An 18,299-nucleotide genomic window follows, 5' to 3' on the forward strand; every position below is an offset into this window, starting at 1 on the left:
TTACGCTTCATGGCGCAGAAGGTAGCCGAGCCCGCGCAGCGTGACGATGTTGACCTGCGCGCCCTCCAGCTTCTTGCGCACGCGATGGACATAGATCTCGATCGCACTGGGGTCGGCGTCGGCGTCGAAATCATAGACTGCGGCCGAAAGCGCGGCCTTGCTGATGGTGCGGCCCGCCTTGAGCATGAGCTGTTCCAGCACGGCATGCTCGCGCGGCGTGAGCGCCAGCGGTTCGCCGGCCAGGGTAAACAGCCGCGTATTGGTGTCGAATGCCAGCGTCCCGCAGGTCACCACGGGAGCGGAACGATCGCTCGCGCGACGCAACTGCACGCGAATGCGCGCCTCCAGTTCTTCAATCTGGAAAGGCTTGGCCAGATAGTCGTCGGCGCCTTCGTTCAACCCCCTGACACGACCGTCCAGGCTGGCATTGGCGGTCAGGACGATGATGGGCACGCGATTGCCCGCGGCGCGCAGGTCACGCAGCACCTCCAGCCCGCCCCGTCTCGGCAATGAAAGGTCGAGGATGACAAGCGCATATTCGCCTACCGCCAGCGCATGCTCGGCTTCTTCCCCGTCATGGGCAATGTCCACGGCGTAGTTGGCCTGCCGTAATGTTTTGCCCAGCCAGGCGGCAAGCTCGCGATTGTCCTCCACCAATAGCAGCCGCATGGATCCTTCCTTTGCGACCGGAAAGGCCGGCTGCTTTTCAATGAACGATTTTGCGCCTTTCGCCAAGCTTTTGCCGCTCGGGACCGGCCCCTCCTCTGGTCTGAGGCTGAGATCAGGCCGTCCGGAGCGCCATCGTGTTCGTCGGCCTCGGCCTCGAGACAGCGTCTTTTTCGGATCGATTTCGTGGATTTTAATATACTTCGGCGCACTCTCGCGACCCCGCGATTTCACGCTCCGTGGATTTTCCAAAGTGGTAACCCGCGTGTAACCGCGACCTCTTGAGCCGCTTCCGTGCCCTGCGATTTCAACCGCCCGGAAAACACGAAAGCCGCGGAATTCCGCGGCTTTTCGACGTTGGGAAATCTGGAGCGGGTGAAGCGATTCGAACGCTCGACCCCAACCTTGGCAACTTCCCCGAGCGTCTTCGCCACAATAACCGGTGTTTCTCTAACTTACTGCGATACAACGATGATCCAGGATCGACCTTCGCTTTCCCTCTCTGGAATGGCCGAGATTTTCCCGAAATGTGCTTACACAGTGCTTACACGCGTGCTAGAATCAGCCCGTGTAAGCAATATGTAAGCAGGACAGCGAAATGGGCAAGCTCACAATCAAGGCAGTGGACGCTCTCCGGCCCCCGGCATCGGGACAGGCATTCCTGTGGGACGGCGAATTGAAGGGCTTCGGCGTCCGGGTCACCAAGGCCGGAGCCAAGACCTTCATCCTCCAGTACCGGAACGCATCCGGCAAAAGCCGTCGCATCAATATCGGGCGCCACGGCATCATGACGCTCGAACTCGCGCGCGGCGAAGCCAAGATCAAACTCGGCGCCATCGCGGCCGGGGAGGACCCGGCCGAGATTGACGATGAGGGCGATACCGAGCCCTTGACAGTCGCCGCCCTGTGCGACTGGTATCTCAGCGAAGCGGAGGCGGGCCGCCTCCTTGGCCGGCGCAGACGCCCGATCAAGGCATCCTCGCTGAGGATGGACAAGAGTCGCATCGAGGCCCACATCAAGCCGTTGCTCGGCAGGCGCATCGTCAGCACCCTCAACCTCGGCGACATCGAAGGCGCACAGGCCGATATAGTGGCAGGAAAGACGTCGAAACCACGAACGGGTTCTCGCGGCGGCGTCACCACCGGTGGAGAAGGCGTCGCTAGTCGAACTATGTCGACGCTCCATGCCATCCTCGAGCACGCAGTCCGGCTCGGAAAGATCGAGGGCAATCCAGCCAGAGGCGTTCGCAAGATCGCCAGCACACCGCGCGACCGGCGGCTCAACCGCGCCGAGATCGAATATCTCGGCAGGGCGATGCTTGCGGCCGAGAAGGACGGCGAGCACCCCACCGGCCTTGCCGCCATCCGCTTCCTACTGCTGACCGGCTTCCGCCGCATGGAAGGGCTCGGATTGGAGCGCGCCTGGCTCGACGAGGAAGAGGGTGCGATCCGCTTTCCCGACACCAAGAGCGGCGCACAAATCCGTGTTATCGGCCAGTCTGCGGTCGACTTGCTCCTGGCGCAGCCCAAGACGAAATCTCCCTTTTTCTTTCCTGCGGATTGGGGAGACGGGCACTTCATCGGCCTGGTCCGCGTGTTCGATCGCGTCTGCGCGCGCGTGGGCCTCGAAGACGTGACCCTGCATACGCTTCGGCATACTTTCGCCAGTGTCGCCGCCGATCTCGGCTTCTCGGAATTGACGATCGCCGCACTTCTCGGCCATGCCGCGCGTGGCGTGACGCAGCGCTACATCCACATAGACGAAGCGCTGCAGCTTGCGGCCGACAAGGTGGCGGACGAGATCACTTCCATTCTGGACCAGTCGGGGCGCGGACGGCGGTCCCGTCGCTCGGCTCGTCAGGACGCTACTCATGCCTCCGCCACTTGAAAAGTATAGTTCCAAGGACTATAGAGATGTAAACGGACGCGAGCACCGTTCGGCATGACCGTGTTCGTCACGAAGGAGTTTGCCCGGTTCGCGCGCAGGTCCCCGTCTCTCCGCCGATAGGCTGCTTCAAGCGACGGCGGAGGTGATGGATGGTCGATACGATGCTGATCTCGGCGGAGGTGTGTTCAAGCAGCGAGTCGCACGCGAAGGCGGTGGCAAATCGGGTGGCTTTCGCACGATTGTCGTGTTCAGGATCGGTGACCATGGCTTCTTCGTTCACGGCTTTGCCAAGAGTGACAAGGCGAATGTGTGGGCGAAAGAATTGAAGGCGCTTAAGCAACTAGCTGGTGTGCTACTCGGGTTTTCAGACGAGGAGCTTTGCAGGGCGCAAGGAACTGGTGAACTGGTCGAGGTAGTGACAGATGATGAAGAATAAGAAGGCTGACAGCGGCATCCTTGCCTCCGTTCACAAGACAGCTGCCGGCCTACATAAGGCCGGCTTGGTCGACAAGGCGACGATGCGCGAGTTCGATGCCATATGCCTTACGCCGGTCCAGCCACTCAGTCCGGACGAGATCCGTACGCTGCGCGAGCGCGAGCAGGTCTCGCAGCCCGTTTTCGCGCACTATCTGAATGTACGGAAGGATGCCATTAGCAAATGGGAACGCGGCGAGAAGCGCCCGGACGGCCCCTCACTCAAACTGCTGAATTTGGTCAAGGCCAAGGGCCTTCAATCAATTGCGTGACCGCATCTTCCGTTGCTGGCGGTGAAGGTGGCGTCTGTCCGCCAGTCAACCGCTTGGCTCCGTCATCGAACAGAGTGAGCGCGGCGATCGCGCCTTTGCACAGGAGCCCACCGCGACTTCGCCGGGCTGGCGGACGATCCTGGTCGGCGTCGCGCTTCGTCACCGACACGAAGCTCCCCGCGAGGACCAAAAAACTCGAGGCCGCGATCGTTCTCAACCGTCACGCGCTCGCCGGCTGTCCATTCCTGGAAGCGGACCTCCTCACGGGCATCTTTGAATAGAATGGTTGCCGAAGCGGCACCTGCCCGCAGGATAGCCTTACGTCCCCCGCCCGCTTGACGTCGCCCTCGCGGAACTGCCAGAGGCGAACGAAGAGGGTGCATCCATCGCGAAGCGGGAACGTGCCGCGCGGATTGCGGAAGTAGCTGCCGGCCTCGCCTGGAAGATTCCATCAAGAACGAATATCACCTCGCCACCGCCGTGAGTATTGACGGGGGAAGGCGCTGCCCGGACCGTACCGAACGATGGAGGCTGCCCGTGCGACCTCGATCGGTCACTCCAGCGGCAGCACTTCCGACCGTTTGACTTGGCCAAGGGAGAAGCTGGTCTCGATAGAAGCGACACCGTCGAGACGGGAGAGCTTCTGCTTGAGGAAGTGCTCATAGGCTTCGAGATCACGCGCGACGATACGCATCAGATAGTCGCGCTGACCCGTCATGAGGTAGCAGTCGACGACTTCCGGCCATCGCGCCACAGCCTCGGCGAAGCGGTCGAGATCCTCCTCGCGCTGGCGTTCCAGCTTGATGGAGGCGAAGGCGCTGATCGGCAGGCCAACCTTGGTCTGGTCCACGACGGCCGTGTAGCCCTTGATGATACCGTCGCGCTCCAGATTGCGCGTGCGCCGCGCGCAAGGCGATTGCGACAGGCCAACTCGATCAGCCAAGTCGGCGACCGTCATCTTCCCGTCAATCTGAAGCGCCTGGAGAATCTTCTTGTCGATAGGATCCATGTCAAGACTTGGCTCGTTCTGCATCGGAGCAATAAGATTTTGGCAATTTCAGCCAAATTTTCATGAGAAGCAATCGAACTTTGATCGGTTTCATCTCGGGAAAAATCATAGCCTCGGACGAGCAAGGAGGGTCCGATGGGCAACGACAAGATTCTGGGCGCGCTGGAGAAGAAGGTTCTCTGGCTGGCGACCTGGATGATTCACAACGCCAACCATCTGCGCGACAGCGAGGATGGTCTGAAGGTCGGCGGCCATCAGGCATCGTCGGCATCGCTCGCGACCATTATGACGGCGCTTTATTTCTCCGTTCTGCGACCCGAGGACCGCGTCGCGGTGAAGCCTCACGCCAGCCCGATCTTCCATTCGATCCAGTATCTTCTGGGCAACCAGTCGCTGGAGAAGATGAAGAACTTTCGCGGATACAAAGGCGTCCAGTCCTATCCGTCACGCACCAAGGACATCGACGACGTCGATTTCTCCACTGGCTCAGTGGGCCTGGGCGTAGCTCAGACGCTGTTCTCGTCGCTCGTGCAGGACTACGTCCATGCCAAGGGCTGGGCCGCCGATCTGCCGGAGGGCAAGATGGTGGCACTGATCGGTGACGCAGAAATGGACGAAGGCAACATCTTTGAAGCCTTGATGGAAGGCTGGAAGCATGGTCTGCGCAACACCTGGTGGGTGGTTGACTACAACCGGCAAAGCCTGGACGCGGTGATCCGCGAGGGACTGTGGGAGCGCTTCGAGACGATCTTCCGTAATTTCGGCTGGGACGTCGTGGTGCTGAAGTACGGCAGCCTGCAGAAGGCCGCCTTCGCGGAACCGGGCGGCGAGCGGCTGCGCGACTGGATCGACAGCTGCCCCAACCAGCTCTATTCCGCGCTCACCTTTCAGGGCGGGGCCGCATGGCGCAAGCGCCTGATGGATGATCTCGGCGACCAGGGACCGGTTTCACGCCTGATCGAGATGCGCAGCGACGCAGAACTCGCCCAGCTCATGGGAAATCTCGGCGGACACGATCTGCCATCCATCCTCGACGCATTCCGGCAGGCGCGCGAACATGACCGCCCAGTCTGCTTCATCGCTTATACGATCAAGGGCTTTGGCTTGCCGCTTGCCGGTCATAAGGACAATCACGCCGGCCTGATGACGCCGTCGCAGGTGGCTGCGGTGCGCGAGACGATGCAGGTCCGCGAGGGCCGGGAATGGGAGCCCTTCGAGGGGTTGGGCATCCCGGAATCCGAATTGCGCGGCTTTCTCTCGGCAGTGCCATTCGTGCAGAAGGGCACCCGACGCTACGCGGCACCGACGATCGAGGTTCCTGGAGAACTCGCCTTTGGCGCGCAGCCATCAATGTCCACGCAGCAGGGCTTCGGGCTGCTGATGCATGAGATCGGCAAATCGGACAATGAGCTCGCGTCCCGCATCGTGACGACTTCTCCCGACGTCACCGTCTCCACCAATCTGGGCGCATGGGTCAACCGCCGGGGCCTGTTCGCCAAGGAGCAGATGGCCGACCTTTTCCGGGCTGAAAAGATCCCCTCGACTTACAACTGGACCTTCTCGCCCGACGGCCAGCATATGGAGCTCGGCATCGCCGAGATGAACCTGTTCATAATGCTGTCGGCGCTCGGCCTGTCGCACTCGATCTTTGGCGAGCGCCTGCTGCCGGTCGGCACGCTCTACGATCCCTTCATCGAGCGCGGCCTCGATGCGCTCAACTACGCCTGCTATCAGGATGCGCGCTTCATGCTGGCCGCCACGCCGTCGGGCATCTCGCTGGCGTCGGAGGGCGGAGCCCACCAGTCGATCGCGACGCCCCTGATCGGCATCGCACAAGACGGGCTGGCGAGCTTCGAGCCAGCATTCGTAGACGAACTCGCGGTCATGATGCGCTGGGCCTTCGAATACATGCAGCGCTCAGGCGAGCAGGAACCGGACGAGACGACTTGGTTGCGCGACGCCACGGGCGGCTCGGTCTATCTGCGGCTGTCAACGCGCTCGATCGAGCAGCCGCGTCGGGAGATGACGACCACGCTCAGGCAGGACATCATCAACGGCGCCTACTGGATGCGTAAACCGGGGCCGAACGCGCAGATCGTCGTCGCCTACACCGGGGTGATGGCACCGGAAGCGATCGAGGCGGTCGGGCTGATGGGCGAGGATCGACGCGACGTCGGTCTGCTGGCCATCACCTCTGCCGACCGGCTGAATGCCGGTTGGACGGCGGCTCAGCGCGCCCGCGAGGCCGGCCTGTCCCACGCCAGCAGCCATATCGAACGGCTGATGTCGGACATGCCTTCCAATTGCGGCATCGTCAGCGTCATCGACGGCCATCCGGCGACGCTCGCCTGGCTGGGATCCGTCCACGGCCATCGCATGCGGTCGCTGGGTATCGAGCATTTCGGCCAGACCGGCACGCTCGCCAACCTCTACCGCCATTTCGGCATCGACGCGCAGGGGATCGCCAAAGCGGCACAGACGCTCACGCCCGGCCGACCCATCCGCCACCTCCGGGCGATGTAGCGTATCCAGGTCGAACAGATTGAAGACGTAGTCGCAAAGCGCTCAGTAAGACCACTTTCGACCCCATCTCGATCGTTCCTAGATCACTGATGGCTCTCCAGAAGCCGCCGTTCTTGGCGCATCCAACCGCCGAGGTAACCGGGGGCCAGAAGCAGACTGGCAGACGCGCTCGATGAAGGCCTCGGCGAGCGGGCGATGCAGATTCACCTGCAGCGCATCATCGGTGCCTAGGTCGGCTCCGCCCACGGGGCAGGCCAGTTCTACTCCCGCGCCCTGACGGAGGCGCGCGACGCCACGGCCAAGGCCGCCAACGACGTCCGCGACGAGGACCTCGACGGTCCGGTCGGCTTCGACAGCGCCGCGCAGCGCAAGCGTGAGTTCGCCGTAGACATGGCGCTTCAGCCGCATGCGCTTCGCATGGCGGCCAGGGGTGTGGTCGCAGCCTACGAGCAGGTCGTCGGCGAGCGCTGGAAGCCGTTCGAGCGCCCAATCGACAATCCGGCCAGGCCGTCGGCCGCAAGGCGGCCGAACTCCAGCTGGCCGCGCTCAGCTGAGCCGCCTCGGGCGAGGCTTCGGCCTCGCCCATTCTTCCGCCGTTGGCATCTCAGGGCCGGTCCCATTCGGGTCCGGCCCTTTTTTATGTCGCTATCGACGCCGCGCCGCGCGCGGGCTCAGCGGAAACATAGTCGCATCGTCATTCCACGGATCGAACACCGTCGCGCCGGACGCCCTGGTGTCCTTCACATTGCGGGTGACGAGATAAAGGTCGTGTTCGATCGCCGTTGCCCCAAGCATCGTGTCGATGACCGGGGGGGCATGGCCGCTCGCGCGTTTCACTTCGCCGGAGATCCGTCCCCAACGCCGGACGATCTCGTCATCGAGCGACAGCGCCCTGGCGCCGAACCGCTCCGCCAGCGCATCGCGCGCGGCCGTGTAGCGTGGCCGATCTACATGGTCGTCGGCGAGATTGTGGATGCCTTTGTCGTATTCGCCGAGCGTCAGAACGCTGATGTGGAAGGTGGCCTCGTCCTGACCGGCGGCCCAGGACTTCACCGACGGCGCGCCACGCGGATTGATCAGCGCGGCGACGACGTTGGTGTCGAGCAGCCAACCCTTCAAAGCTCGACGTCCCGGCCGTCATCCGCCTCACGGCCGAGATCGAGCCCGTCGAGATGCAGGCTCTCCATGAATTCGACGAACGGCGCGCGCGGTTTCGCGGGCGCGAGGCGCTCGAATTCCTCGACGCTCATCACGACGACCGCGTCCTGGCCGCGCACGCTGACGCGCTGCGGCCCATCCTCGCGGGCATGCCGGACCATCTCGCTGAACCGCGCCTTGGCGTCTTCCAGCTTCCATCGACGGCCCGCAGTCCGGCGAGCCTTCAGTACTTTCGTCACGTCCGCGCTTTTGGCCATGTTCTCACCTAGTCAGATGGTCAGGGATATAGCACCGACAACCGTGTCCTGCCAGACCCAGATCGCACACGAGAGCAAGAATCGGGGCGAAGCAGGAAGGAGGGCAGGCGCCCATCGCGGTCCCTCCCGGCTGAGGAGTCCTGTCGGTGCCGGCGGACGGCGCAGCGGCTTTGCCGCCCTCCACTGCGTTTCGGCCGACGGTGCGCCGTCCACACTGAATTCCCCGGCCATGGACCGCCGTGAGGGGCCGCGATGGGCGCGGCCTCCGAGGAAAATGAATGGGAAGAAGGAAAGCGGGTGCGCCGACATCTATGCGCGGATCACCGATCGCATTGTCGCCAATCTCGGGAAGGGCGTATCCGGGAAATCACAAGCTCGACGACGATCGATTTCCTGTTTGAGTGGCCCGAGGACAAGCGCGACGTACTCTATGAAGCCGCGTTGAATACCTGCTTCATGGCCCATGACGGCCTTAAGCCGGTGAAAGCCGCGAGAGACGCGATACGAGCCTTCGGAGCCAAGAAAGCATCCTTGAGAAGGAACCTGCGGTCCAGCCCTGGATGATCAAACCCGCATCCGGCGGCCGCGTTCAAGCCTGACGGTATAGTTTTGGCGGTGAGGCTGCCCCATACTCCACATCGGATCACACCTTTTTCAAAGGATGTGCGGCGAGAATGGCGCGCCTCCGCAGATGTACCAGCCATAATCCACCCCCGTTCGGACGCGGCCCATTAAGCGGCCTCACATCCTTGAAGCTCAAAACCCGCTGCCTAATTTTTTCGGCGGCGGGTCGCTTCGCTTGCAACAACCAGGCAATGAGAAACTGGAGGAAGTGATGAATGGTAGGTTCGACAGTCCAATCTATGTGAGGGACGGATTTAGCACCGTCCAGATCGGCGGGATTCCCGAGGCTTTGGCCTTTCTGAACAAGTGGCCAACGAATAGACGGGGAGTCGTTTACGATTGCGTGCGATGGGGGATGGTCGCCGCGCTGCAGGGCCTTCTCTCTGTAGAGACGGTTCGAAATGCCTTTGTGGGATGGGCGAGAGCTCATCGTGTGCTCGACCAGAATCAAGCTGGAAACCCCACAGACACCGACGCAGACAGATTTACCCTGGCAGCATGAATTAGCGGAATCCATCATGCTGCGCCTTTCTGGTCTTCGTTGGGGAGCGCAGGCATCCACTCCGATCCGATCTGGACGCACTGGCGCTGGATGAGCCGCTTGAAGTCGTCGCGCTGGTCGAGAACCTGACGAGGCGAGAGGCCGGCCCCGACCACTTGGCCGAGGCGAGCCCGCAGCGCCCAATTCAGGAACAAGTCAGCCTCGTAGCGGGACCGAGCGCCGGCCAGATGCGATAGGAAGCGAGAAGGTTCGCGGGCAAGTAGCTGAAAAGCTAAGCCATCATCCTATCTTTGCTGTTCCGGAAGAGGAATCCTTTCCGATCCAGGAGCTCCTGAAGAGGCTAAGTGACGCTGAAAGCGGTGGCCGCGGCAGCCACTGCGGCGCACAGATGTTCACCAAAAACGGAGGGAGCCGTCGCCGCCCTCCGGCTCGTGTTGGCTAGGTGCCTCAGCCGGACTGAGGTACCTCGTCTTCTCCATTCTTTGCCGGATCGGATAACACACCGAAGTCCTGCGACTTCGCACCCTGGCCGTTGAGCATACCTTCTGCCATCAAGCCCCTTCGCAGCAGCTCGCGTACGGCCGCTGCCCTGCTCGGCATGCGTTGTTCAAAGCGCCAATCCTCCAGGGCGGTAAGCTCCTCCACGCTCAGCATAATCTGCAGTCGTTCCGGGCGTTCTAAATCAGCCATCACTGCCTCCATCAGCGGAATGCCACGATTACAAGAATGAGTAATAAACGTAGAATATAGCGAATTAGTTCCTTGCTGAAAAGGTCGGTTTAACGGTGGAGCCTCACCATACCGAAAGAGCACCTTATTGGTAGAGGCCGCAATATTATAACTCTCTGTATATATTGAAGTTTTTCGAATTAACGTTTGCCACCTAGCGCATTCTGGCGCACTATAGGTCGTTCAGGGCGACGGCAGCGAAAGGCGATACGCAATGCTCCGCTTCATACCTGACGGGCTTAACGAAGAGGTGCTGGAAAGCGTCAACGCCGCGATGGCGAAGCAAAAGATCGTGAACATTACAATGATCCTCGATGCCATCGTCCGTCGCCATAAACTCAAGGGCTGGGCCTGCAAAGGGCTAGAGGAACTGATCCTAAATGTGGCTCTTCAACAGGGCTGCGCCATAGAGTTCGGCAGGTTTTGGCAGGGAGATTTTGTTCCCGCCGGCTACACGGTATTAGAAATCGATCTCATACCGGAACAGCAAAAACTGATGTGAAGCCCTCAGCTTGGAGGTGGTTCCCCTCAAGATCCTGGATGACCAGTGATTTGGCTCCGCAATTGCGAAGAATATGCTGGGATCGGGCTAAGGACTGCTCTGGCTGGTCGTCAAATGAAGGCTTGTTCCAAGCAAGGAAGCCCCCTTGCCGTTAGCGGACGGACCTCGGCCCACCTGTTCGGCCTCGTGTGGGCTGAGGCGGATCTTGTATCGGTAGAGCGACTTTCGGCAATTAATCCCGCTGGCCCTGATCGTAAGGACGACCTCGCCATTGTGGCCGAATTCAAGCTCGGTTTCGTCCAGCGGCTTGTCATAGATGGTGAAAGAATTTCCCGATCGTCTCGCCGGGCCGACTTCTATGTGCATACAACCCTCCCGTGTTTTTGGATCGCAAAAACGCGAACATGCAAAAAAAGTTCCCAAACCCGAAAACCGCTACCGAGCCAGCATGTCATGCAATGTCACGTCGGCCTGATGATGAAGCGGCGATTGGCGTCGACGCACTGTCCGGTTAGTGCAACCGAAATGGCAACATCAACGTTGATGGGAGCGTGCCTACGCCGCCGGAGAGCGCATCATTTGAAGGAGACCAAGTTCTAAAGCGCCAATCTGGGATGACCAGCCATGAAGTCCAAGAGACGTAACAACGTTCTTGACCTGGGACTGGCCGTTGAACTGGTGCTGGTGCTTGTCTTAGCCCTGATCGTGCTTACCTTCCTCGCGGGGATCTGGACTTAGTTTCTCAGTTGTGGCAGTCCGAGGGCGTGCCGCTTTCTTTCTTTTGGAGCTTTTCCAGCAGCTGGCGAAACTCTGCGGGCTGATCTTTTGGAACGACAAATCGGGATGCAAGGCGAGGTGTTTGGCCACGCCGGACGCGCTCCCTGCCGCTCGTCTCGTACATCATAGTTTCCAATCAAAAGCCCGCCGGCGAAGCCAGCGGGCCCGTCGAGGATGCTGCCGGGGAGAACAGCATATCAGTAACTTCTAACGGAGCGGATCGTTCCCGCCAAACTGAAAAAAAACCTGCCACCTTTCGGCGGGGCAAGTCAGGATCGGCCGTACCATCGAGAACGGCAAGGGGGATTTGGCGCAGCAGAAGGCGACGTCAAGCCTTCCGGTAAGCATAGATCACGCCGGCGTCTCGCACAGCTTGCCGTGCTCGATCTCGCCGCAATTGGAGCATTCGTGCTGTTCGTCGGGCATCCGGTCGCGAAGGTCTGGTTGCTGGCGCGCCCCTGGTTCTAGCCGTCCTGGCCGCTCATATCTCGGCATTGCGACATCGGCGCGTGGTGCGGCTGTTCGCAGTCTTCCGACCGATCGTTCAGTACGTTCAGCGTGCGCACGGCCTGCCGATTCAATTCCAGAACGGCAGCATAGTGCGGGCCGGATGGGGCCAGGTTCCTCATCGCCCTTTGGCCAGCTGCCTTCAGCTTATCGGCGCATGCCTCGATCTCGCGCAAGTCGCTGCCGTTGATCTTTTCGTATCGCTTGTGCCTGACCATGCTCCACCGCTACCTTGAGAACAAAGTAGGAACTTATTCCGGTGTAAAACCGGACGCAAGTGGTTGACTCGCTCAACCCTGACGCGCACTTTCGCGGCGGGCTTGGGAGAGAAATATGAAACTCAGAAGTATTGTCGGGGTCGCGCTGGCATGCGCGTCGCTGAGCGCTTGCGCGAAGAACCCGGAATCGATCGCGCCGATGACGATGCCTATAAATGCCTATTCTGGTCTCGACTGCAGACAATTGGGCAGCGAGCATCAGAAGACTTCGCTTCAGCTACAACAGGTCGAAGCGGCGCAGCGCCAGGCTGTCACGGGAGATGCTGTTGGCGTCTTCCTGATCGGTGTCCCGGTGAGCAGCCTGTCGGGCTCAGACCGCGCTGGCGAGGTTGCCCAATACAAGGGCGAAATGGTCGCCATCGAATCCGCCCAGCGCAATCGGCACTGTATGTAGGCACGGTAACAGAGGAAGGGATGCGCAATGGTCATGGTCGCCTTACCGAAGAGGCCGGAGTTGTATCCTGACAGGCTAACCGACTGCGAATTCGCGTTGGAGTCTGGGTTTCACGATCTGATGAGATTGGCGTTCGCAGCCGGTTGGGCACCGGGAGAGATTTCGCAGGCGCTACTAAGACTGATAGCAGCAGAGAGGTCCGAGGAGCGCGAGGAGGCTAAGCTTGTCGCCTACTTGGCGATTGCGCGAGCTATGGAGCAGGCGCGGCAATGAGCGAAGATCCCACCTCCTCGGCCGAAGAGCCCATCCGAGTGCCAACCGGGGTCATCCCGCATTGGTGCGAGCACCCGGGCTGCAAGCGCTGGGGTTGCTTCGGCGAGCCGCACGGCAAGAAAACGCGCTGGTATTGCGGCGAGCATCGTGGAAACGGATAAGCTTGCGGCGAAGCTCGTCTTTTCGATCGCTTGGACGGATTTATTGCCTCTGGCCAAAGAAGCTCCTACGTCTGATCGAGAATGGATGAAGCCATGTCCGACAACATCCCCGCCACGGCGAGCCGCAGCGCGCAATGGAGCGGCGCGGTAGTAGAGACAAGGAATGGTAGGTTATGCCAGATAAGGCCTACACCAGCACTGCCAAGGCGCTGCATTGGACCATTCTGGCTTTGCTCATCGTTCAGTTCGGCCTCGCATGGTCCATGCCGCACATCGGTCGTGATACTCCCGTCACAACCCTGATCAGCCTGCATTTTTCCTTCGGCGTGCTGATCCTCCTGGTGGCTGTCCTGCGGCTCGCGTGGCGCATCGGCCACGGAGAGCCCGAACCGGAAAACGGGATTCCGCAATGGCAAACGATGCTGGCGCGTATCGTCCACTGGCTCCTCTACGTGCTGTTATTTGTCCTGCCCGTGCTCGGCTGGATCAACGCTTCCTGGCGTGGCATGCCGGTTTCGTTTTTCGATCTTTTCACGATGCCGAAGATCATGGCCACCCGCGCGGCCGGCTGGGCGTGGACGGGTGATGTTCATGAATTCCTGTCCGAATATGTCCTGCTTACCTTGGTGGGCTTGCATGTGGTCGCCGCGATCTACCACCATTTCGTCCGAGGAGACCGCGTTTTACGAAGGATGCTGCCCGGAACGTCACGATAGAAAGCCCCGCCGACCGGCGAGGAAAGGCGGGGCTCTCGTTTCGCTCTCATCAGCAACAGGCAAATGTCAGCTGCGCAAAGCGACGACGCGATACAAACAGCCGCCTATCGCTGAAAGTTCCAATGGAACCGTGACCCGGACCAATGCCGGGGCAGCGTCAGACCAAGGTCCCACAGCTCCTCGCCAATGATCCGGGTTAGCTTGAGGTAGCGGTCAAAGCTGAACCGACCGCAACAACGGCCCGGTCGCCTCTGTTCCCACACTACCCCAGGCGGCCGGGCTTACTCAAAATGCGCGTCTGTTTCTGCAGCACGCAAAAAGGCCCCGAAAGGGGAGCAATAATGAAGACGGCAACGACAGAAGTCCGGTTCGATGAGACTACCTGCGAGGTTATCGTCGAGGTCACGGACAACGCGGGGACAAGGGAGACGATTAGAGTAGGGTTAGATGCGGCGGAGGCGATCTTCGACACATTTGCAGCGGAAGCGGGGAATGCTCCGAAGATCGAGGATCCCATAGGAGTTCATAGTGTGGCTGGCCTTACCGCGCAGCCGTTCGATGGCGAGCTTCATCTATATCTGGAACTGGCTGACGGTACGGAAGGAGTCTTCGTTCTTACCGCGCCAGGCAAAGACGTCCGACAAGTAGAGACCGTATCGAACGCCATACGCGATGCGATCCACCGTCTGGTTGCGATGCACTGAAGCGCGCGGACCATGACGTTTTGACTAGAGCCAGAGATACCGCCAAAAAGCAAAAAAGCCCCGCCACCTTTCGGCAGCGGGGCATAATCAAAACAGCGAGGTCAAAACTTGTAGTTCAGGCCGATCCGCACGCTGTCATTACGCCATTGCCCTCGGGATTCGTCTATGGTGCCACCAAAATAGGTGTCTTTACCGAGATCGACATGCAGGTATTCAAGTTTGGCGGTCAGATGATCGGTGAAGGCATATTCCACGCCTGCGCCCGCAGCCCATCCGAACGCTGTATGGCTTTCGGAAATAGCAGGCAAGACACCCCCTGGTGACCACAATTTCACTCTTCCGAAAGCCGTCCCTCCCGTCACATAAGGCATGAAACGATCAATCGCATAGCCGAGGCGCGGCCGAACCGTTCCCAGCCATGTCACTTTCGAATGGCATTCATAGGCGGGGTTCGGGCAAACGGTGACGCCTTTGGCATCCAGCCATGACAGGTCGCCTTCAATGCCGAGAACGACATTATTGGGAAACTGCCAATTATATCCAAAAGTGGCTCCGATGCCGCCCCCATCGGCGTGATGATCGGCATTCGTACCACCAGGATTAATGAACTCCCAGTCGGTGCGTCCCCAATTGTAGCTGCCGACAACACCAAGATAGGCGCCGGTCCAGTTAAAGGATGCGACGGGCATCGTTGCCATCGCATCTGCGGACCATGCCGGCGTCGAAGCGACAAGGAGCATCGCTGCTCCGGCAAGTAGACAAGCTCTCATGATTACCCCCCAATTGAAGTGGCCAAAGCAGTACGCCTGCTTTTGACCTTCAACAACCAAGACGCGCAAAAAATCGGTAGTGTGTTGCAGATTTGTCCGGAAGCTCGACGCCCGGCGTGGCCTTGAAACACAAAAAGCCCGCCGGCCGGAGCCAGCGGGCAGGATCAAGAGGGAATGCTGCTTGGCGCAAAGCACCCACGATCGAACATCCTGCTGAGAGGATTGTTCCCGCCCGAAACGCAAAAGAGCCCGCCGCCTCATGAGGAGCGACGGCCTGACGGTTTGTAAAGGAGTAGGCAGACTAGTTGCCGCTCATCTTGGCGATCTGTTTGAGTCCGGCTTTGTAAATGTCGCTGATCACAGTCTTGGCTTCGGCGTCCGATTTGCCTTTCGCATCGAAGCTGCCCTTCCAGTCCACCCTGGTTCCATCTCCGTCAGCCGAAACACTGATCGTGGCGCGGTAGTTCTCGACAGGAAGTGGAGTTTCGATGACGCATATGTGTAACTGGTCTCCGTTTTCTCTACGAGTTTCTCCTTGATCGTTCCGCCGTCAGTGGCAGTGAGTGTGCGGTAGGTCGCACCTGCCTCGTCGGTTTGCTCGCATTTTGACACGGACGGATACCATACCTGAATAGCACAGAAATCGCCGATCTTTTGCCAGACGGCGTCCGGTGTTCCGGCCACAGTGGCGGAACTGGCGACCTCCAGTGCGGCGGCCGGCCCGACCAAAACACCCGTCGCGGCGATAGCGGACGACAGGATTCTTAGCGTTCTTTTTGTCATCTGCGGATTCCTCTCTACGACGGACCCCGCCACCATCTATTCTCACACAATTGTCGGCGTCCCGACAGCGCCACACTGGGCGGAATACAGGACAGTTCGGAAGGTACGATTGCACGATCGGAGGAACGGTCAACTTATCTGAGGTAGGTTACGGTGGTTTCTCCATCAGCTTATCGTGCTCGATGGGCAGCAACGTTGTCCTCGCAAAAACGTTGTTCTCCCATGAGGATGACACGCGTGGAGGACTCTGTGCAGAGAGGATGGGAGTTTCTCTTCGAGGAGAAGATCTTTTACGTGGGCGCCCCCGACGCCGCAACGGCGGCCTATTTCATGCTCCAGCACCTGCGATGCTCAGCCGACGTTCCTGTTCGAGAGATGCCGCAGGAGGCTGTTCGCTATCTCAAGCTGATGGACAGAATGGTGGTCGAGACGCAGAGGTTTGTCATCAAACAGCCTGTCGGTTAGCTTCCCTTCCATCCGCTCCGGCGGGGTTTCAGTCTCAGCACAATGCGCGCTCAGCCCCTGCTCACCTGAGCACCCATTTCTATCTCTGCCATGACAGCATAAAACAGGTCTCGCACTTCATCTTCGGCCAATTGGGCGTCCACGCCGCGTTCAACCAGATTTTGCAGCAGAGCCTTTGCTGTCTGCCGCCAAAACAGCGTGGCTTCTTCGCCCTGCTTTGAGCCTAGAACAGCTGCAATGCCTCTCAGAAGCTTCTGTTGGCACCTCAGCGGAAACGCGACGACGGTTGAATGCATAAGCTCCCCTTCCGAATCGGGGAGAGGCTATGGCGGTGAGGATTAACGCCTTCTATCGCGGCCGCCTCCGGGCGGCTTTTCTTTGGCCGTGATTCTTGGGGAAACATGCCAGCAGAAACAAGAAAGGCGCTCCGATCGAATGCCGGAGCGCCGGAGTTTCGGCAGCCGTTGTGAGAAAAAGTTGAACGGTCAGCGAGGGCCAAGAGGGCTCCTTTGTAGTATAATCCGTTGGAGAGGGGGATCGGGGGCATCCATCCGTGGAGGAGGTTGCCATGAAGCACCAATCACGCGACGAACTGTCGAACGTAGCGCAGCACATTACCACCGAGCCCAAAAATGCCCCGATGGATTGAAGGCAACGCCTCGAGCGCTGGCTGAAGCTGCTCGAGCGTGATCCACGCCGTATGCTCAATGCCCTTGCGGGCACCGAATACCATCCTTGGTCCGATCGCGACCTGATGCGGAGGGATGGATCACCGTTCTCCGTTGCCTTCGGAGATCCCGTTCTGCGTGAGGATGGGCTACAGAACGACACCTATGGCGAGGCGAAGCGCTTTTTCGAATTGTCCGATCTCCAACTCCACACGATTGTCAGCTACTGCCATGTCGGGCATTCGATGACGGCATCGAGGGCGGCTCGGCGTGTCCGCGCTGCTCTCGATGGTCCCGTCTACCTGCGCATAGTTAGAGCCGTTCTAGGTTGGGGAAAGCGTAACCGGTGTTCTGCCCCCACGTTGTCCCGTCAGGCGCAGATCATGAGCCGCCAGGGCGTTGATCTCGACCGCCCCACGCTTGCCAATTGGGTCGGCCGGGCGGCCTTCGAACTGCGGCCCGTCTTCGACGCATTGATGATCGACCTGAGGCGCTCGACGAAGCTCTTCATGGACGGACAAAACCCGTGCCCCGGTGCTCGATCCTGGTTCCCGTAAGACCAAAATCGGATACTTCTGGGCTTTGGCGCGTGATGATCGTCCATGGGGCGGCGGTGCCCCCCGGGCGTCGCCTTCACCTATGCTCCCGGTCGTGGGGGACAGCATGCAGAATGGATATTGCAGGGCTTCTCAGGCGTTCTGCAGGTCGGCGGCTATGCCGGATACAATCGACTGATCGCGCCGGAACGTGTCGGTCCCGACATTCGGCTTGCCTATTGCTGGGCGCATGCCCGCCGCAAGCTGGTGGAGATCACCCGCACCGGACCTGCGCCGATTGCCGAGGACGGTGTGAAGCGGATCGGCGAACTTTACCGGATCGAAGCCGAGCTACGAGGCCTTGATTCAGAAGCCCGACTGGCTGAAAGACAGGAGCGTTCAGCCCCACTGGTTGCAGACATGGAAAGGTGGCTCACCCTTCACCGTGCGCGCATCGCTGCCAAGTCGCCGCTTAGCGGGGCCCTGAGCTACATCGCCAAATACTGGAATGGCCTGCTTCTCTTCCTGATGGACGGCCGTATTGAACTCGATAACAACAGTGTCGAACGAACCATTCGGCCGATTGCCCTGAACCGCAAGAACGCGCTCTTTGCAGGCCACGACGCCGGGGCCGAAAATTGGGCCACCATCGCCTCGCTCATA

20 protein-coding genes and 4 pseudogenes are annotated in these 18,299 nt (G+C 60.1%); 14 read left to right on the forward strand and 10 right to left on the reverse strand.

Annotation, left to right across the window (positions count from 1 at the left end; genetic code table 11):
- Positions 1 to 669: a response regulator gene (locus RBH77_RS04255; RefSeq protein WP_311030906.1), complete on the reverse strand. Its 669-nt coding sequence runs from the start codon at positions 667 to 669 to the stop codon at positions 1 to 3.
- Positions 670 to 1,264: 595 nt separating this feature from the next.
- Here RBH77_RS04255 and RBH77_RS04260 point away from each other — a divergent pair.
- The 3 genes from RBH77_RS04260 (at position 1,265) to RBH77_RS04270 (ending at position 3,300) form a co-directional block, all read left to right on the forward strand.
- Positions 1,265 to 2,554 carry a tyrosine-type recombinase/integrase gene (locus RBH77_RS04260; protein WP_311030907.1) on the forward strand — a complete coding sequence of 430 codons (1,290 nt, stop codon included), beginning with the start codon at positions 1,265 to 1,267 and terminating at the stop codon, positions 2,552 to 2,554.
- A gap of 145 nt (positions 2,555 to 2,699) precedes the next feature.
- Positions 2,700 to 2,990: a type II toxin-antitoxin system RelE/ParE family toxin gene (locus RBH77_RS04265; RefSeq protein ID WP_311030908.1), complete on the forward strand. Its 291-nt coding sequence runs from the start codon at positions 2,700 to 2,702 to the stop codon at positions 2,988 to 2,990.
- The gene (locus RBH77_RS04270; RefSeq protein WP_371832866.1) at positions 2,980 to 3,300 is read left to right on the forward strand and encodes a helix-turn-helix domain-containing protein; all 321 of its coding nucleotides are present in this window, start codon (positions 2,980 to 2,982) and stop codon (positions 3,298 to 3,300) included. The genes RBH77_RS04265 and RBH77_RS04270 overlap by 11 nt, the downstream gene beginning before the upstream one ends.
- Before the next feature lie 553 nt (positions 3,301 to 3,853).
- On the opposite strand, the gene RBH77_RS04275 is transcribed toward RBH77_RS04270, so the two are convergent.
- Positions 3,854 to 4,309: an Lrp/AsnC family transcriptional regulator gene (locus RBH77_RS04275; RefSeq protein WP_311030910.1), complete on the reverse strand. Its 456-nt coding sequence runs from the start codon at positions 4,307 to 4,309 to the stop codon at positions 3,854 to 3,856.
- 135 nt (positions 4,310 to 4,444) lie between these two features.
- On the opposite strand from RBH77_RS04275, the gene RBH77_RS04280 reads away from it, so the two are divergent.
- A complete protein-coding gene (locus RBH77_RS04280; protein ID WP_311030911.1) occupies positions 4,445 to 6,832 on the forward strand; it encodes a thiamine pyrophosphate-binding protein in 2,388 nt (795 codons plus the stop codon).
- Between the two features lie 159 nt (positions 6,833 to 6,991).
- Positions 6,992 to 7,386, forward strand: a pseudogene (locus RBH77_RS04285) (hypothetical protein); the annotation flags it as partial.
- Between the two features lie 91 nt (positions 7,387 to 7,477).
- Here RBH77_RS04285 and RBH77_RS04290 read toward each other — a convergent pair.
- Both RBH77_RS04290 and RBH77_RS04295 read right to left on the reverse strand, forming a co-directional pair.
- Positions 7,478 to 7,951: a type II toxin-antitoxin system VapC family toxin gene (locus RBH77_RS04290; RefSeq protein ID WP_311030912.1), complete on the reverse strand. Its 474-nt coding sequence runs from the start codon at positions 7,949 to 7,951 to the stop codon at positions 7,478 to 7,480.
- Positions 7,948 to 8,247, reverse strand: a complete 300-nt coding sequence (locus RBH77_RS04295; RefSeq protein ID WP_311030913.1) for a type II toxin-antitoxin system Phd/YefM family antitoxin — start codon at positions 8,245 to 8,247, stop codon at positions 7,948 to 7,950. Before RBH77_RS04295 ends, RBH77_RS04290 begins: the two co-directional genes overlap by 4 nt.
- Before the next feature lie 252 nt (positions 8,248 to 8,499).
- Here RBH77_RS04295 and RBH77_RS04300 point away from each other — a divergent pair, with 252 nt between their 5' ends.
- Entirely contained in the window at positions 8,500 to 8,811 is a 312-nt protein-coding gene (locus RBH77_RS04300; protein ID WP_311030914.1) for a DUF982 domain-containing protein, read from the forward strand.
- A gap of 271 nt (positions 8,812 to 9,082) precedes the next feature.
- The gene (locus tag RBH77_RS23965) at positions 9,083 to 9,373 is read left to right on the forward strand and encodes a DUF982 domain-containing protein (RefSeq protein ID WP_371832835.1); all 291 of its coding nucleotides are present in this window, start codon (positions 9,083 to 9,085) and stop codon (positions 9,371 to 9,373) included.
- A 14-nt stretch (positions 9,374 to 9,387) separates the two neighbouring features.
- Here the strand turns inward: RBH77_RS23965 and RBH77_RS04305 are convergent, their stop codons facing one another.
- On the reverse strand, positions 9,388 to 9,567 hold the full coding sequence (locus RBH77_RS04305) for a hypothetical protein (RefSeq protein WP_311030915.1): 180 nt from the start codon (positions 9,565 to 9,567) through the stop codon (positions 9,388 to 9,390).
- Positions 9,568 to 9,820: 253 nt separating this feature from the next.
- Positions 9,821 to 10,063, reverse strand: a complete 243-nt coding sequence (locus RBH77_RS04310) for a hypothetical protein (protein WP_311030916.1) — start codon at positions 10,061 to 10,063, stop codon at positions 9,821 to 9,823.
- A 253-nt stretch (positions 10,064 to 10,316) separates the two neighbouring features.
- On the opposite strand from RBH77_RS04310, the gene RBH77_RS04315 reads away from it, so the two are divergent.
- Positions 10,317 to 10,604, forward strand: coding sequence for a hypothetical protein (locus RBH77_RS04315; RefSeq protein WP_311030917.1), 288 nt, complete (start codon positions 10,317 to 10,319; stop codon positions 10,602 to 10,604).
- Between the two features lie 1,241 nt (positions 10,605 to 11,845).
- Here RBH77_RS04315 and RBH77_RS04320 read toward each other — a convergent pair.
- Positions 11,846 to 12,106: a hypothetical protein gene (locus RBH77_RS04320; RefSeq protein ID WP_311030918.1), complete on the reverse strand. Its 261-nt coding sequence runs from the start codon at positions 12,104 to 12,106 to the stop codon at positions 11,846 to 11,848.
- 115 nt (positions 12,107 to 12,221) lie between these two features.
- Here RBH77_RS04320 and RBH77_RS04325 point away from each other — a divergent pair, with 115 nt between their 5' ends.
- The 3 genes from RBH77_RS04325 (at position 12,222) to RBH77_RS04335 (ending at position 14,414) form a co-directional block, all read left to right on the forward strand.
- Positions 12,222 to 12,560 (forward strand): hypothetical protein, encoded by a 339-nt coding sequence (locus tag RBH77_RS04325; protein WP_311030919.1) that lies wholly within the window; start codon positions 12,222 to 12,224, stop codon positions 12,558 to 12,560.
- Between the two features lie 607 nt (positions 12,561 to 13,167).
- On the forward strand, positions 13,168 to 13,710 hold the full coding sequence (locus RBH77_RS04330; RefSeq protein ID WP_311030920.1) for a cytochrome b: 543 nt from the start codon (positions 13,168 to 13,170) through the stop codon (positions 13,708 to 13,710).
- A gap of 341 nt (positions 13,711 to 14,051) precedes the next feature.
- Positions 14,052 to 14,414 carry a hypothetical protein gene (locus RBH77_RS04335; RefSeq protein WP_311030921.1) on the forward strand — a complete coding sequence of 121 codons (363 nt, stop codon included), beginning with the start codon at positions 14,052 to 14,054 and terminating at the stop codon, positions 14,412 to 14,414.
- A 101-nt stretch (positions 14,415 to 14,515) separates the two neighbouring features.
- Here RBH77_RS04335 and RBH77_RS04340 read toward each other — a convergent pair whose 3' ends face one another.
- A complete protein-coding gene (locus RBH77_RS04340) occupies positions 14,516 to 15,154 on the reverse strand; it encodes an outer membrane protein (RefSeq protein ID WP_311030922.1) in 639 nt (212 codons plus the stop codon).
- A gap of 331 nt (positions 15,155 to 15,485) precedes the next feature.
- Positions 15,486 to 16,003: pseudogene (locus RBH77_RS23970) on the reverse strand (SRPBCC family protein).
- Positions 16,004 to 16,216: 213 nt separating this feature from the next.
- On the opposite strand from RBH77_RS23970, the gene RBH77_RS04350 reads away from it, so the two are divergent.
- Positions 16,217 to 16,432 carry a hypothetical protein gene (locus tag RBH77_RS04350; protein ID WP_311030923.1) on the forward strand — a complete coding sequence of 72 codons (216 nt, stop codon included), beginning with the start codon at positions 16,217 to 16,219 and terminating at the stop codon, positions 16,430 to 16,432.
- Between the two features lie 50 nt (positions 16,433 to 16,482).
- Here RBH77_RS04350 and RBH77_RS04355 read toward each other — a convergent pair whose 3' ends face one another.
- Positions 16,483 to 16,728, reverse strand: coding sequence for a DUF6074 family protein (locus RBH77_RS04355; protein WP_311030924.1), 246 nt, complete (start codon positions 16,726 to 16,728; stop codon positions 16,483 to 16,485).
- Positions 16,729 to 17,000: 272 nt separating this feature from the next.
- On the opposite strand from RBH77_RS04355, the pseudogene RBH77_RS04360 reads away from it, so the two are divergent.
- Both RBH77_RS04360 and tnpC read left to right on the forward strand, forming a co-directional pair.
- A pseudogene (locus RBH77_RS04360) lies at positions 17,001 to 17,387 on the forward strand (hypothetical protein); the annotation flags it as partial.
- A gap of 96 nt (positions 17,388 to 17,483) precedes the next feature.
- Positions 17,484 to 18,299: pseudogene (gene tnpC / locus RBH77_RS04365) on the forward strand (IS66 family transposase); the annotation flags it as partial.

Origin of the sequence: Mesorhizobium koreense, from assembly GCF_031656215.1 — a bacterium.
GTDB classification, from domain to species: domain Bacteria; phylum Pseudomonadota; class Alphaproteobacteria; order Rhizobiales; family Rhizobiaceae; genus Mesorhizobium_L; species Mesorhizobium_L koreense.